The sequence below is a fragment of the Treponema peruense genome, from assembly GCF_016117655.1.
Taxonomy (GTDB): Bacteria; Spirochaetota; Spirochaetia; order Treponematales; family Treponemataceae; genus Treponema_D; species Treponema_D peruense.
In genome coordinates, this window is record NZ_CP064936.1 from 2,267,097 (window position 1) to 2,280,078 (window position 12,982).

Here is a 12,982-nt window from a genome sequence, read left to right on the forward strand (position 1 = left end):
TTCTATTTCAAACTTTCGTAATAATCTTTGATTTTAGCTGCCATAAGCTTACGTCTCATATCAAGGAATCTATTAAAATCTTTTACATCCATTTTAATAAAATCCTCAGGTACACAATTTGCCTTAAGATTCTGCATAAGCTCATTTTTATCTACAATTCCACCATATACAGGCTTTTTATCTTCACACTGTTGGAGGACTGTAGCCATATATTCATTTGGTGCTGTATCTTTTACTTTTATGTTTATTTCAGATTGTAGATAAACATAATTTGCAATCTGATTATACATTCCTTTATCTTTAATTCCATTATTAATTAAATACTGTTTAGGAAATAAGTGATGAATATCTCCACGCTGTTCAATCATTGACTTAACATCAATTTGTTCTGAAAGGAATCCCTTATCTCCAGATTTGACCTGAGCCATAAGATAAACATTATAAAATGGACTACTTGCAACAGCAGTGTTAAGTCTTGTAATAAGTACATTGCTCCAGAATGCTTCAGAAAGAACACCTGCTTCAGTCTGTTCAATGTATGTAATTGGATCTGCTGCATCCACAAATCGTATAATATCGTAATTAAACATAGACTCAGGAGAGCCAGAATATCTTCCTGTAAGAATAGTAAGTACAAGCCAACGTCTTACAGCCCTCTCTATAATGATAGCATCGATTTTCTTTTCTCTAAGAGCAAGGTAGAGAATATATCCAAAGTTCATAACGTTATCAGAACGAACAAGTGATGAATCTATAATTCCTGTAGATTTTACAATCATTAAATACCTTTGGAAATTAGTCTTATTTACAAATTGCAAAACACTTTCTTTTAAGTCTTTAAATGACTGTTCAGCAATTTCTTCTTTAAATTCACGAGTCTTAAAATCACGTCCACTTAACAAACTTACAAGGTCAGCCAGTTTACCACGATGGAATTTTGAAGTAAATGCAACTCTCAAAAGGTCTGTATAATCTGGTTCATAAATATCTTCGTTTTCATCTTTTATCCAAGCAATTGCCTTAAACTCATCCGTAATTGCAAACTCAGAATCATTATTTTTTATAGTATCAAAATCACCAGGATTCTGAAGAAGATGACAAAAATAATCTATAGTCTTACGGATTAAATCACCTTTATATCTTTCATTTGAAGATATCTTTGACATAGCAAAATCTGCTTGTGAAAGGACTTTGCCTTTAGAGTTGATTCGAATAAAAATATCTGTGACACTATCAATATCAAGACCAGAAGAAAGATCTATTACACCAAGGCTATTGTTCTGAATCTGACTTAAAGTATTGATCACCTTGTTAATAGAACTTTTTTCAGCATTATCTGTGATTTTGTTTTTATCACAATATTCATTTACAAAAGAGAAAGCATCAAAACCAGGCTGTAAAACAGTTGATATATCTGCAATCCATTGAATATCTTTCTCAATAGCAGGGTTACAAGTTTCAAATTTTTCTTCTTTTGGATTAAATGCAATCTTAATTCTCTTCTTTTTATAATCAGCACCAACAACTTCAAGTCCAACAATTGCAGCGGTTAATGCAGTAATTCTCTGCTGACCATCAATAATGATTTTCTTTCCAGAAGAAATAGTTCCATCTTTAAGTTTTACATCAGGATTCTGCCAAACAATAATATATCCAACTGGATATCCTTTATATAATGAATCAATTAAATCACGAACCTTTGTAGGATCCCAAACAAAAGGCCTCTGTATTTCAGGAATTGCAATAGTTCCATCTCTAATACTAGAAAGAAGTGAACTAACCATAATATTGTTTACGTTATACTGTGCCATTATATATTCCTTTTAACCTTCCACATTATTTATTACACATATATCGCCCACATCACAATTCAGGGCTTTACAAATGCGTTGGATACTATCCATGGAAATAAATTCACCTTTTGTCAATTTGGCCAGAATATTCGTTGAGATTCCTGCCATTTCAATAAGGTCTGTTTTGTTCTTATGCCCCATTTCTTTATAACGAGACCAAAGCTTTGTATAATCAACTTGCATAATATAGATAATTATATCACAACTTTGTGTTTTAAGTGTGTAAAATATCACGATTTCGCAAAATATTTTTATTCCCGTTATTTGTAGAAGTTTATCACACAACGGTGTCATAGAATGACCTTATGAAAATTACGCCGTATTTTTTTAATCTCGGCGTGAATTTATAAAAACTCACCGTGTATTTGAATAATTCTCAGTATATTTTTTCACAATATGTGTAATATTGTTTTTATTTTCAAAATTTGCTTGACATTACACAAAATGTGTAATATATTTGAATTGTAAGGAGGTAAAGCTATGCAGTGCGTTAATCCAACAAGTTATGGAAAATTCTTAAAAAGACTCAGAATTGATACTGGTGATACCCTTGCTGTTATGGCACAGAAGCTTGATGTATCGATTTCACTTCTTTCATCAGTTGAATCTGGAGCAAGAGAAATCCCTCCAGAACTTTCAGATAAGATTCGCACAGTATATAAATTAAATGCAGATGCAAGTGATGCACTGTTAAAAGCAGAATGTGAGACACTTCATAAATCTATTTCCATTAGCATGGGTGCATATGAAGATAATGAAGAGTTTAAAAAAGCCGCAATTTCAATTTCGCGAGATTTGCAAGAATTACCAGTGAACGAGGTACAAAAAATTGCAGCTGATATTCATAAAAAAGCTCAGTCCAAACGAGATAATGATTTTTCTGGTTGGGCTGCTTTGGGGTTAGCAGCAATTGCACTAGGTGTAGGAATTGCACTGGCTGCAACTTCTGGAAATAAAGATGGATCTAATCCGCAAGGAGGTAATTGACATTGAAACAACAGATCTTTGTGAAATCTTCGTTGAAGAAAAACAAGACTGAATACTTAATATGGAGGTGGAAAAATGAACAACTTCGAGAATTCTTTTTCATTAGCAATATCTGATAAAACAGATGAAAAAGAAACATCAATTGAATTCTCAGGAACTTCTGCAGTTCTTGTAGTTGCATTGATTGCTTTTGGACTTGGCTATACATGTGCAAGTTCGAAAAAAAAGGCTCTTTAATCACTGGTACTGATTAAAGAGCCCTTCAAGCAAACAGCGAAAAACTGTTGCCGTATAACCAATATAACTGTAACGGTTTTTCCTGTTTTTTTCAAGTTACCGAATAGTCCGGCGTTGCCAAAGGCTTTCGGAACTTAAGTTAAATCTACAAGGAGTCGCCTATGGTGACCTTATACCTTGAGCAGGCTGCGACCGCCTTAAAGAACCGCAAGGAAAAACTATATGAAATATCGCGTTGTAAAAAGGATAAATCCCCTTAATACTGATGAAAAAAAATTTTATGCTGCTCCACAGTACATGGAAGAGCTTACAGTAATGGACTTGGCAAAGGATATTTCCGATGCTTGTACATTAAACGTAACTGACGTTGAAGCTGTTCTTACATCTTTGGTAAGAAAATTGCCTCAGTATCTTAATAATGGTTTCAAAATTCAGTTAGGTAACTTTGGTCGCGTAAAACTTTCATTTTCATCCAAAGGTTTCGAAACATGAAATAAAGAATAAACATAGTAGAATCAAAGAAAAGATTTTTATAGTTTTTCTCATTTGCTTGTCCTCCGGATTATTTTAATCCAGGCTCATCAATTATTTCAATCAAAAAACTCAATGACCTGAATCCATCATTACAAAACAAAATGAAGTTTTATAGCCGCCTTGCTCTATATGTCCTAACGGAGTGAAGAATTATAAAGTTTTTTAAAGCATATAATAACTAAAATATTAAAAATATAAGATTTTTATTGATTGAAAAAAAAGAAAAGCGTTTAAAATAAAAACACGGCAGCTTCCTACTTTCCCGCGTTAGCAGTATCATCGGCGTAGAAGAGCTTGACTTCCGTGTTCGGTATGGGAACGGGTATTACCTCTTCACTTTGGCTACCGTGGTTAAGAATGTATACTTTCCAAAAAAAAAATGTCAATATGAATTTGCAAAAATATCAATTTTTTTTAGAAAATATTGAATTTTTCAGTATGAAAACAGCTAGATTGCATGTAACGCTCCGACAATGACACAAAAAATTCATTAAAGCGGTCTAAAATCCGAGGCTGGATGCTTACATACAGGGCAAATAAAATCGTCAGGCAAAGTTTCACCTTCATAAATATATCCGCAGACAGTACAAATAAAGCCCTTTCTCTTTTCCGTGGAAGCTGGCTTTGGCTTTATATTATTCTGATAAAATGAATATGTTGCTGAAGGAACTTGCGACAAAACTTCGCCGTCTGTAACATCAGCAATAAAAAGAGTGTGCGTTCCCAAATCAAGTGTGGAAACAACTTTCGCGCTCAAAAATGCGTTTGTTTCATCCGCAATATAAACAAGGCCATTTGCAGATCTTTTAAAAGAAATTGATTCAAGTTTATCTGTATTTCTACCGCTTTGGAAGCCCCAATGCCTGTAAGTTTCAAATTTAGAATTTTCTGCCAGAACGGAAACATTGAATTCTTTTGTTTTCAGAATCATATCGTGCGTATAATTCGCTTTGTTTACCGTCAAAGAAATTCTGTTAGGTTGGGAAGTAACCTGCCCTACAGTATTCACAATGCAGCCGTTGTCTTTTTCGCCGTCTTTTGCAGTCAAAATAAAAAGACCGTAAGACAAATTGAACATAGCCTTGTTATCCATAAAAAACCTCCGTTAAGAAACTGAATTACTTTAAATATAACAAAAGCTATAAAACATGCAAAGCTATTTTAATTTTCTTTCGATTTCATGAATTTTTTCAAGAATAACTGGCTTATTTTTTTTGCTATAGGATTCCGCAAGTTTTCCAAGCGCAAAAAACTCATCTTTTAAGGCAAGAAGTTTTTCCATGGGTAAATTTTCTGAAATATATTCAACAAGCACGCTGCCAGTTCTTTCATTGCGCTCAACTTTTTTTACGGCAGAATGGCTTCCGACAGCAGAATACAATGCGGAAAATATATCATCATCTTTAAAAACATCATTGCGTAAACGGATTCTTCCTGGGAAAAAACTTGAAACAATCATTTTTTAGTCCAAGGAACTCATTGCATTCACACTGATTGCAACTGTGGAGCTGTTATGAAGCAAGGCAGCCATTTGCGGTGTTATGGAACCAGCAAGTCCGCCGGCAATGAGCGCAGAATTTATTCCGATTATAGCTCGGTTGTTTCCGTGAATCCTTGAAATCAAGTTTCGGCTTATTTTCCGCAAAACTGGAAGAGAATCCAAGCCGTCGTCAGGAAGAAGAATATCCGCAGTCTCGCTTGCAATTGAGCTTGCCTTTCCCATTGCAATTCCAACATTTGCCGCAGAAAGAGCCGGAGAATCATTGATTCCGTCTCCAACCATAACAACTTTGTGCCCTTCTTTCTTAAGCTTTTCAATCCAAGATACTTTTGTGTCTGGAAGAGCTTCAGCAACAAAATCTGTTACGCCAGTTTTTTCCGCAACTTCTTTTGCAGTATGCTTATTGTCGCCTGTAATCATAATCACATTCTTAAAGCCAGAGTCTTTCAACTTTTTTATTACAGCGCAAGATTCTTTTCTGATTGGATCTTCAATTACGATTATAGCGGCAAGTTCTCCGTCAATTGCAAAATAAAGCTGGGAACAACCAGTTATTGTATTTATGCAGTCATCGGCTTCTTTTGTAAGCGGAATTTTTTCGTCATCAAAGATAAAATGCGCGCTTCCTATGCGGAGCTTTTTTCCGTCAAGGCTGGAAGCAATTCCATGCGCAAGAATATATTCGACCTTTGTATGCTCTTCCTTGTGGTTCAATCCCCTGGACGCAGCTTCATTTACAACAGCACGCGCCAAAGAATGCGGGAAATGCTCTTCAAGGCAAGCAGCAAGTTTTAAAACTTCATTTTCCTTTCTGCTGCCAAAAACAACAATCTTTTTTACAACAGGGTTTGATTCTGTCAATGTTCCTGTCTTGTCAAAAACAATTGTGTCAGATTCCGCAAATTCCTCAAGAAATTTTCCGCCTTTCGCAAGAATTCCGTTCCGGGCACAATCTCTCATTGCAGAAAGAACTGAAATCGGAGCAGAAAGCTTCATGGCGCAGGAATAATCCACAAGCAATGTTGAAGCCGCCTTTGTAAAGTTACGTGTAAAGAAATACGCAAGACCCGCAATTAAAAAATTGTATTTTACAAGATTGTCAGCAACACGTTCCGCTTTTTCCTGACTTGCAGCCTTAAGTGAATTTGATCGGTCAATCATATTTGCAATTTTGCTTACTTTGGTTTCGCCTCCGCAAGCCTTCACTTTTATCTTTATTTCGCCTTCTTCAATAATTGTGGAAGCAAAAACAGACGAGCCTTTTTCACGCTGAACAGGCAGAGCTTCTCCAGTCATTGAAGCCTGGTTTACCATTCCAACGCCGTCAACAACAGTTCCGTCAACAGGAATTACAGAGCCAGCGCGAACAATAACGATGTCGCCCGCCTTTAAAAGCTGTGTGGAAATTTCTTTTTCTTCTCCATCCTGAACGATTGTAACGGTTTCATCAGTTATAAGAAGCGACTGAGTCAAATTGTCATGGGACTTTCGCTTTGTGTAATCTTCGAGAGTATCGCCGATATTCAAAAGGAAATTTATAGTTCCAGCAGTATCAATGTCGCCAGTTAAATATGAAAGAGAAATCGCGGCAGCATCAAGAGTTTCCGCGCAGAACGGCTTTCCTCTCACTACGCTTGCAATGCCCTTTTGAACACGAGGAACAATTGAAACAAGAGAAATGATTTTTCTCAATGGAAGAGGAAGAAGTTTTTTTAGAAAATGCTCAACTGTAAGGGACAGCAACGACTCCAAAAGACTTTCCTGCACAGAAGGAACAGAAACGCTCGAAAGCAGATTTTCATCATTGAGATACTTTCCATCAAGAGCCTTTACGTAAGAAATAACTGTTTCCAAGGAAGTATCTTTGTATTCAATAAGAATGCTTCCTGAAACTGTATTAACAGAAACAGAAACTATTCCTTCTTGAAGACCAACAAGCATCTGAACAAGCATTGCCTGACGCAAAGACAGAATATGACGCTCATATCTAAGCCTTACTCTGCCTGGAAGACTGTGAGAAATCTGAAAATCCATTGCAATCCCTTTTTAAAAAGATATTTTTAAATAATTTAAGACTGATTTTTAAGCATTAGCTTTTGATGCGTTTTTATTGTAAGCGGCCTCTGCCTTTATATCTTCCGCGTCTTCTTTTACAGTTTCAACAAAAGAAGCAGCTTCATCTTTTAGCTGCATTCCCGCGCTGATAACTTTGGAGCAGACTTTTTTGAATCCAGCTGTTTTTACCAAGGCAAGAGTTACTCCGCCAACCGCAACACCAATAGCAAATGCACCTAATTTTGTCATAAAAACACCTCGCAAGTATTATATTTTCTTTCATTATATAAACTGAATAAATTTTTTCAAGTCTACATTGCAGCCAATAAAATAATCATTTTCAAAGTAAAAGCAACTTTCTCACAAAATATCAATAAAAAAACAGAAACTAATGCAAATTAAAGAAAAAAATTGTATATTTAAATTAAAACTTTTTACCGGAGGATTTTTTATGGAAAACAAGGAATTGAAAATTGCGTTTTATGATGCCTGCAGCTATGACAAGGAATCTTTTTCAGAAGAAAACAAGAACTTTCTATTCAATATTGATTTTTTGACTTTCATCTGACAGAAAAAACCGCATTGACAGCATCCGGCTATGACATTGTATGCACATTTGTAAACGACACCATAAACAGAACCGTTATTTCCATACTGAAAAAATGCGGTGTAAAAATGATTGCATTGAGATGCGCAGGCTTTAACAATGTGGATCTTGAAGCTGCAAAAGAATTCGGCATAAAAGTCGCAAGAGTTCCAGCGTACTCGCCTCATTCTGTAGCAGAACACGCTCTTTCGCTTTTGCTTTCCCTTACAAGAAAAATTCCTCAGGCATATTTAAGAACCCGCTCTGGAAATTTCACATTGAATGGGCTCACAGGCCGGGATTTGTGCGGACTTACAGCCGGAATCATTGGAACTGGAAAAATCGGAAAAGTAATGGCAGAATGTCTTTCTGGAATCGGAATGAAAATCGTAATGTACGACGCATATCCAGACAATGACTGGGCTGAAAAAAAGGCTTTACATACATTCCGCTTATTGAATTGTTCCAAAAAGCGATGTAATCAGCCTGCACTGCCCTTTAACAGACGATACAAAGCATCTTGTAAACGAAAAGTCTCTTTCCATGATGAAAAACGATGCGGTTATAATAAATACAGGACGCGGCGCTTTAATCGACACTCATGCGCTAGTAAAAGCTTTAAAGAAAAGAACTATCGGAGGAGCGGCGCTTGACGTTTATGAAGAAGAAAGCCGATATTTCTTTGCAGACTGGTCTGCAGACGTTATAAAAGACGACATGCTTGCCCGGCTTTTAACTTTCCCGAATGTAATTATAACTGGACATCAGGCATTTCTTACAAAAAATGCGCTTAAAGCAATCGCAGATACAACGCTTCAAAATATTGTGGATTTTACAGAAGGAAAAGAACTTAAAAACGAAGTCAAATAAAAACTAATAGATTTTCATTATTTTTAATGCCTTCTTTTTTAAGAAAGTATTTTTTTTCACTTTTAGGAATTTCAAACTAAAGGAATACTTCCTAAGAAGCTAAGTGATACTTCCTAAGCCCCTTAGGAATACTTACTTCAACCCTTAGGAATATTGACTCAGGGTCTTAGGAATACTCACTTCAGGTCTTAGGAATACTGGCTTTAGTATAAAATTAACTAAATTAACTATTATATAGAACACATTTAATGATTCTGTGCAATACGGAAACCACCGCCTTTTATTCCGACTATCTGACCGCCTTTGTTGCCTGATGAGTGAAATTGATTTAGCGCATCGCTTTGGTTTGCTGTATCTCCGCCTCTGAATGCACGCATTGTATGGAATTTGAGTTTTGAACCATAAGTTACATTGTAATCAAAACACCATTCAGGAATATTTCCGCTCATATCATAGAACCCCAAGTGGTTCGGGAGTTTTCCGCCAGAAAGGTGTGTTCTAAAAGTACTGATGGAATTATTTCCTGTAAGTGTTTTTAAATTTGCCGTTGTATCATTCAAACCTGATGCTGTTAATTTTGCTTCTCCTGCAGAATTTTTTCTCCACCAGATATAATTTTCATAAATCTTAGAAATCGGAAAACTAATTTCATTCATTTCTTCTATTGCCGTCGGAGAAAACATTGCACCGGAATCATCTCCAGAAACATTTCTTCCAGAAATTGCAGTTCCATCAAGGCGCTTTCGTGCAGCATATTCCCATTCTTTTACATAAGGAAGCCTGAAGCCGTTTGCATTTGTGTTTACATACGGATTGTCAACTTCTCCCGGTTCTATCGCATAATTTTCTAAATCATTGAAAGCAACTCCAGTTGAATCTCTTAAAGGTGTTTTAAAATCTTTGTCTGTGCAGTAAACTGGTTCAAGACCTTTCATTTCGCTTAATGCATTGCACCATACCATTACATCGCGCCAAGTAAGACGGCAAACAGGCATTTCAACAAGTTTTGGCTCTTCTCCTGGTCCTGACATATTATTTTCATGTTCAACTTCGCCAAAAACTCCTTCAACGCCTTTATTTACAATCGTGTAGCCGTTGTTTTCTGCCCATTTTAAAACTTCATACCAGGTGTTGTAACTTGTTTCGTACATTGCAAGACGAAAAGGTTTTACATTCGTTATGTAGGGAACTTCAAGTAAATCTTCGCCTAAAATAATTGAGTCTGAGGTTCTTCCATCGATGAAAGAAATGTCAATCATCGTAAAATTGGCATTTGTGTTGCTGAAAGTTACGGTTTGCTTTTCTGTCTTTATGATTTGACCTGATTGAGTAGTATCTGTTTCTACAGTACAGCCTGAAAAAATTAGAAGAATTGAAATAAATAAAGTTGAAATGAGCTTAAATTTTTCCATATTTATCCTGTTTTTGCTAATTTTAAATTCTTGCAATTTTTTATAAAAATTTATCACATTTTTTTTCAAAATACAATGGATTTATTCATTCCTTAAGAAAATTAATTGTATTAACTTGTGTTAAATCAAATCTACAAAAACAGTCTATTCTATCTCGATTTTTGCCAAGAATAATTAAATTACTTTTTTTCCTCACGAAATAAGATCTGTCCCCCTTTAAATAAATCTTCGTTATAACTGTACAAAACAAGTTATTTTTCATTTGATTTTTTAATAGTATTTGTTAGCGTTAAGTTTTATTGTTCGTAAAGAAAAATAAAGAAAATCCAAACTGCTTCATTATAGAAGATCTTGCTGTTACAAAAAACCGGAAGACACTTATTGAAATCATGCAGTCAACAATGTTCAACCCGTCAAAGAAAGCAATCGGTAACAGTCAAGTCGTACGCGTTCTTACATTTGACATCAAGTCAGGAAAGACAAATCAGTTCCCCATACGTGATTAAAGACGACGTTGTTTATACAGTTAAACTAAAGTAAGATTTCCATAATCTATTGCACGCAGGTTAATTTCGTGGAATGCAGGTTTTACAAGAACTTTAACTGCATCTTTGATTTCCTGTGCGCAAAAAATTCCGGCTGAACAAGCTGCTCCAAGAAGAATCATATTTACAGGCTTTGAGCTGCCAAGTTTTTTACATGCTTCATCTGTGTCCACGCAGATTACATTCGCTCCTGTTGACTTAAGATATTCAACCATTGCAGATGTTTCAAAAGTTTTGGCTCCAAGGCTTGCGGTAACGGGCGCAACAATTTTACTGTTAACAATAACTGTTCCGTTTTTTTTAAGAAAGCGAATATTTCTTACAGCTTCGGTAGCTTCAAACGCAATTATTACATCTGCCTGACCGCACGAAATCAAAGGTGAATAAACGCCGCTTCCTATACGAACATGACTTACAACACTTCCGCCGCGCTGGGCCATTCCGATTGTTTCTGCAGAAAGAACTTTTTCTTTGCGCGAAAGAGCCGCCTGTGACACAACCTTTGCGGCAAGAACAGTACCCTGTCCGCCCACTCCGCAAATCAAAATATTCATGCTCATACTGCACTCTCCTGTTTTGTAATTGCACCGGTCGGGCACACTCCTGAACAAAGTCCGCAGCCCGTACACAAAGACGCATCTATCTGTACTTTTTTGGAAGATGCATTCAGTACAAGAGCCGGGCAGCCCAGTTCGTTAATGCACTTGCGGCAGCCTATGCATTTTGTTTCGGAAACAGCGTTCGCGCCTTTGAATGAAAAACCAAGTTTTGAAGCAACAGAAATACACGGCGACTTAAAGATAACCGCGCTCACTCCCGGCGAATCAGAAGCGGCTTTTACTGCAGCAACAGATTCTGCCTGGTTAAAGGGATCAACTGTAATTACAGGAGACACTCCTATTGCGCAAAGAATTTTTTCTATGCTTATTTTGTCTACAATCTGTCCCATCATCGTAACACCTGTTCCCGGGTGGGGCTGGTGTCCGGTCATTGCAGTTGTTGAATTGTCCAGTATGCAGACTGTCATATTTGCCTGGTTGTAAACGGCATTTACAATTCCGGTTATTCCCGAAGCAAAGAAAGTTGAATCTCCTATAAAAGAAAAACACTTTCTGTCATTTTCGTTGTGGTAAAATCCCTGTGCCATTGTAATGTCTGCGCCCATACAAAGACAGGTGTCACACATATCCAGCGGCTTTGCGTTTCCCAAAGTGTAGCAGCCAATGTCGCCGCAATAAACTGTCTTTTGTCCTTTCATTGCCTGCTTTACGGCATAAAAAGAACCGCGGTGGGGACATCCTGCACACAATACCGGAGGCCTTACAGGAAGTTCGGGAACACTGTCCAAAGATTCTGCACTGCCCGAAACGTCATTTACAGAAAGAAAATCCGCGAGTGCTTTTTTTACAGACTCAACGGTATTTTCGCCTGCTTCAGAAATTTTTGAATCAAGTTTTCCGTGAATTGAACAGGAAAGATTTGCACGTCCTTTAAGAAGAAGAAGGCTTTCTTCAATTACAGGATCAAGTTCTTCTACAACAAGCACGTGCGTTTTGTCCATTAAAAACTGTTCAGCTAAAGGTGCAGGAAAAGGATACGGCGTTCCGATTTTCAAAACAGGAACATCTGTTTTATTCAAAATAGAAAGAGCTTCCATTACATAGGCATAACTTATTCCGCCTGTAACGACTGCAAGAGAAGATGCATGACCATTCAAAACAGAATTAAGACTGCTCTTTGAAAACTCATCCGGAATAATATGTTCGTTGCGTTCAAAGATGCGTTTGTGGTTCATAAAAGATGTGCGCGGGAAAATAACCCAGCGTGCACTGTCCTTTACAAATTCACCGCGGTTACGGCACGGACCCAGTTCGGGAAACTCCATGCTTTCGTAGGCATGATCCACGCGTGTAGTCGGGCGCAGAATTACAGGCGTATTGTATTTTTCTGAAAGCTCAAATGCCTGCTGAACCATCTCATATGCTTCTGAAGGACTTGACGGGTCAAGAACCGGAATTTTTGAAAATGCACCAAAGCGCCTTGTATCCTGTTCGGTCTGGCTTGAAATAGGACCAGGATCATCGGCAGAAACAATAACCATTCCGCCGCGAACACCTACATAAGCCAGGCACATTACAGGATCTGCCGCCACGTTGAGTCCGACCTGTTTCATCGTAACAAGAGTGCGCGACCCCGAATAACTTGCACCGGCAGCAACTTCGACGGCGGCTTTTTCGTTAACCGACCATTCTACATAAGTGCCGGTTTTTTCCTTATACTTTGAAATATATTCAATTATTTCGCTGGAAGGCGTTCCCGGATAGCCCGAAACCAGATTTACTCCGGCTTTGAGCGCTCCAAGTGCAATCGCCTCGTTTCCCATAACCATTTTCTGCGGCACG

14 protein-coding genes, 1 rRNA gene and 1 pseudogene are annotated in these 12,982 nt (G+C 37.2%); 6 read left to right on the forward strand and 10 right to left on the reverse strand.

Features of this window, described 5'->3' with window-relative positions; translation table 11 throughout:
* Window positions 1-2 precede the first annotated feature (2 nt).
* Both IWA51_RS10415 and IWA51_RS10420 read right to left on the reverse strand, forming a co-directional pair.
* Complete coding sequence (locus IWA51_RS10415; protein WP_198442367.1) at window positions 3-1,811, reverse strand: GmrSD restriction endonuclease domain-containing protein; 1,809 nt, start codon at window positions 1,809-1,811, stop codon at window positions 3-5.
* Window positions 1,812-1,823: 12 nt separating this feature from the next.
* Window positions 1,824-2,036: a helix-turn-helix domain-containing protein gene (locus IWA51_RS10420; RefSeq protein WP_198442368.1), complete on the reverse strand. Its 213-nt coding sequence runs from the start codon at window positions 2,034-2,036 to the stop codon at window positions 1,824-1,826.
* 297 nt (window positions 2,037-2,333) lie between these two features.
* Here IWA51_RS10420 and IWA51_RS10425 point away from each other — a divergent pair, with 297 nt between their 5' ends.
* The 3 genes from IWA51_RS10425 (at window position 2,334) to IWA51_RS10435 (ending at window position 3,569) form a co-directional block, all read left to right on the forward strand.
* Entirely contained in the window at window positions 2,334-2,840 is a 507-nt protein-coding gene (locus tag IWA51_RS10425) for a helix-turn-helix domain-containing protein (RefSeq protein WP_198442369.1), read from the forward strand.
* A 75-nt stretch (window positions 2,841-2,915) separates the two neighbouring features.
* On the forward strand, window positions 2,916-3,077 hold the full coding sequence (locus tag IWA51_RS10430) for a hypothetical protein (protein ID WP_198442370.1): 162 nt from the start codon (window positions 2,916-2,918) through the stop codon (window positions 3,075-3,077).
* A 222-nt stretch (window positions 3,078-3,299) separates the two neighbouring features.
* Entirely contained in the window at window positions 3,300-3,569 is a 270-nt protein-coding gene (locus IWA51_RS10435; protein WP_230402653.1) for an HU family DNA-binding protein, read from the forward strand.
* Window positions 3,570-3,852: 283 nt separating this feature from the next.
* Here IWA51_RS10435 and rrf read toward each other — a convergent pair.
* From rrf to IWA51_RS10460, 5 genes are all read right to left on the reverse strand, one after another.
* A 5S ribosomal RNA gene (gene rrf / locus IWA51_RS10440) occupies window positions 3,853-3,961 on the reverse strand.
* A 140-nt stretch (window positions 3,962-4,101) separates the two neighbouring features.
* Complete coding sequence (locus IWA51_RS10445; RefSeq protein WP_013701387.1) at window positions 4,102-4,704, reverse strand: flavin reductase; 603 nt, start codon at window positions 4,702-4,704, stop codon at window positions 4,102-4,104.
* Window positions 4,705-4,767: 63 nt separating this feature from the next.
* Window positions 4,768-5,070, reverse strand: coding sequence for an HMA2 domain-containing protein (locus IWA51_RS10450; protein ID WP_198442371.1), 303 nt, complete (start codon window positions 5,068-5,070; stop codon window positions 4,768-4,770).
* A 3-nt stretch (window positions 5,071-5,073) separates the two neighbouring features.
* Complete coding sequence (locus tag IWA51_RS10455; RefSeq protein WP_198442372.1) at window positions 5,074-7,146, reverse strand: heavy metal translocating P-type ATPase; 2,073 nt, start codon at window positions 7,144-7,146, stop codon at window positions 5,074-5,076.
* Between the two features lie 48 nt (window positions 7,147-7,194).
* Window positions 7,195-7,416 carry a DUF6110 family protein gene (locus IWA51_RS10460; RefSeq protein ID WP_198442373.1) on the reverse strand — a complete coding sequence of 74 codons (222 nt, stop codon included), beginning with the start codon at window positions 7,414-7,416 and terminating at the stop codon, window positions 7,195-7,197.
* A 333-nt stretch (window positions 7,417-7,749) separates the two neighbouring features.
* Between IWA51_RS10460 and IWA51_RS12820 the strand changes: the two are divergent.
* Window positions 7,750-8,133 (forward strand): annotated as a pseudogene (locus tag IWA51_RS12820) (NAD(P)-dependent oxidoreductase); the annotation flags it as partial.
* A 79-nt stretch (window positions 8,134-8,212) separates the two neighbouring features.
* Window positions 8,213-8,623 carry an NAD(P)-dependent oxidoreductase gene (locus IWA51_RS12825; protein WP_268969684.1) on the forward strand — a complete coding sequence of 137 codons (411 nt, stop codon included), beginning with the start codon at window positions 8,213-8,215 and terminating at the stop codon, window positions 8,621-8,623.
* 245 nt (window positions 8,624-8,868) lie between these two features.
* Here the strand turns inward: IWA51_RS12825 and IWA51_RS10470 are convergent, their stop codons facing one another.
* Entirely contained in the window at window positions 8,869-10,035 is a 1,167-nt protein-coding gene (locus IWA51_RS10470; protein WP_198442374.1) for an SUMF1/EgtB/PvdO family nonheme iron enzyme, read from the reverse strand.
* Between the two features lie 299 nt (window positions 10,036-10,334).
* On the opposite strand from IWA51_RS10470, the gene IWA51_RS10475 reads away from it, so the two are divergent.
* Window positions 10,335-10,541 carry a hypothetical protein gene (locus IWA51_RS10475; protein ID WP_198442375.1) on the forward strand — a complete coding sequence of 69 codons (207 nt, stop codon included), beginning with the start codon at window positions 10,335-10,337 and terminating at the stop codon, window positions 10,539-10,541.
* A 20-nt stretch (window positions 10,542-10,561) separates the two neighbouring features.
* Here IWA51_RS10475 and IWA51_RS10480 read toward each other — a convergent pair whose 3' ends face one another.
* A complete protein-coding gene (locus tag IWA51_RS10480; RefSeq protein ID WP_177528564.1) occupies window positions 10,562-11,140 on the reverse strand; it encodes an indolepyruvate oxidoreductase subunit beta in 579 nt (192 codons plus the stop codon).
* Window positions 11,137-12,981, reverse strand: a complete 1,845-nt coding sequence (gene iorA, locus IWA51_RS10485) for an indolepyruvate ferredoxin oxidoreductase subunit alpha (protein WP_198442376.1) — start codon at window positions 12,979-12,981, stop codon at window positions 11,137-11,139. The genes IWA51_RS10480 and iorA overlap by 4 nt, the downstream gene beginning before the upstream one ends.
* Between the last annotated feature and the right edge of the window lies 1 nt (window position 12,982).

What these genes read in the sequence shown, in the direction of transcription:
- IWA51_RS10470 (WP_198442374.1), bottom strand. Translation starts at nt 10,035, where the DNA reads ATGGAAAAATTTAAGCTCATTTCAACTTTATTTATTTCAATTCTTCTA.
- IWA51_RS10420 (WP_198442368.1), bottom strand. Translation starts at nt 2,036, where the DNA reads ATGCAAGTTGATTATACAAAGCTTTGGTCTCGTTATAAAGAAATGGGG.
- IWA51_RS10445 (WP_013701387.1), bottom strand. Translation starts at nt 4,704, where the DNA reads ATGGATAACAAGGCTATGTTCAATTTGTCTTACGGTCTTTTTATTTTG.
- IWA51_RS10415 (WP_198442367.1), bottom strand. Translation starts at nt 1,811, where the DNA reads ATGGCACAGTATAACGTAAACAATATTATGGTTAGTTCACTTCTTTCT.
- IWA51_RS10450 (WP_198442371.1), bottom strand. Translation starts at nt 5,070, where the DNA reads ATGATTGTTTCAAGTTTTTTCCCAGGAAGAATCCGTTTACGCAATGAT.
- IWA51_RS10425 (WP_198442369.1), top strand. Translation starts at nt 2,334, where the DNA reads ATGCAGTGCGTTAATCCAACAAGTTATGGAAAATTCTTAAAAAGACTC.
- IWA51_RS10435 (WP_230402653.1), top strand. Translation starts at nt 3,300, where the DNA reads ATGAAATATCGCGTTGTAAAAAGGATAAATCCCCTTAATACTGATGAA.
- IWA51_RS10430 (WP_198442370.1), top strand. Translation starts at nt 2,916, where the DNA reads ATGAACAACTTCGAGAATTCTTTTTCATTAGCAATATCTGATAAAACA.
- IWA51_RS10460 (WP_198442373.1), bottom strand. Translation starts at nt 7,416, where the DNA reads ATGACAAAATTAGGTGCATTTGCTATTGGTGTTGCGGTTGGCGGAGTA.
- IWA51_RS10480 (WP_177528564.1), bottom strand. Translation starts at nt 11,140, where the DNA reads ATGAGCATGAATATTTTGATTTGCGGAGTGGGCGGACAGGGTACTGTT.
- IWA51_RS10455 (WP_198442372.1), bottom strand. Translation starts at nt 7,146, where the DNA reads ATGGATTTTCAGATTTCTCACAGTCTTCCAGGCAGAGTAAGGCTTAGA.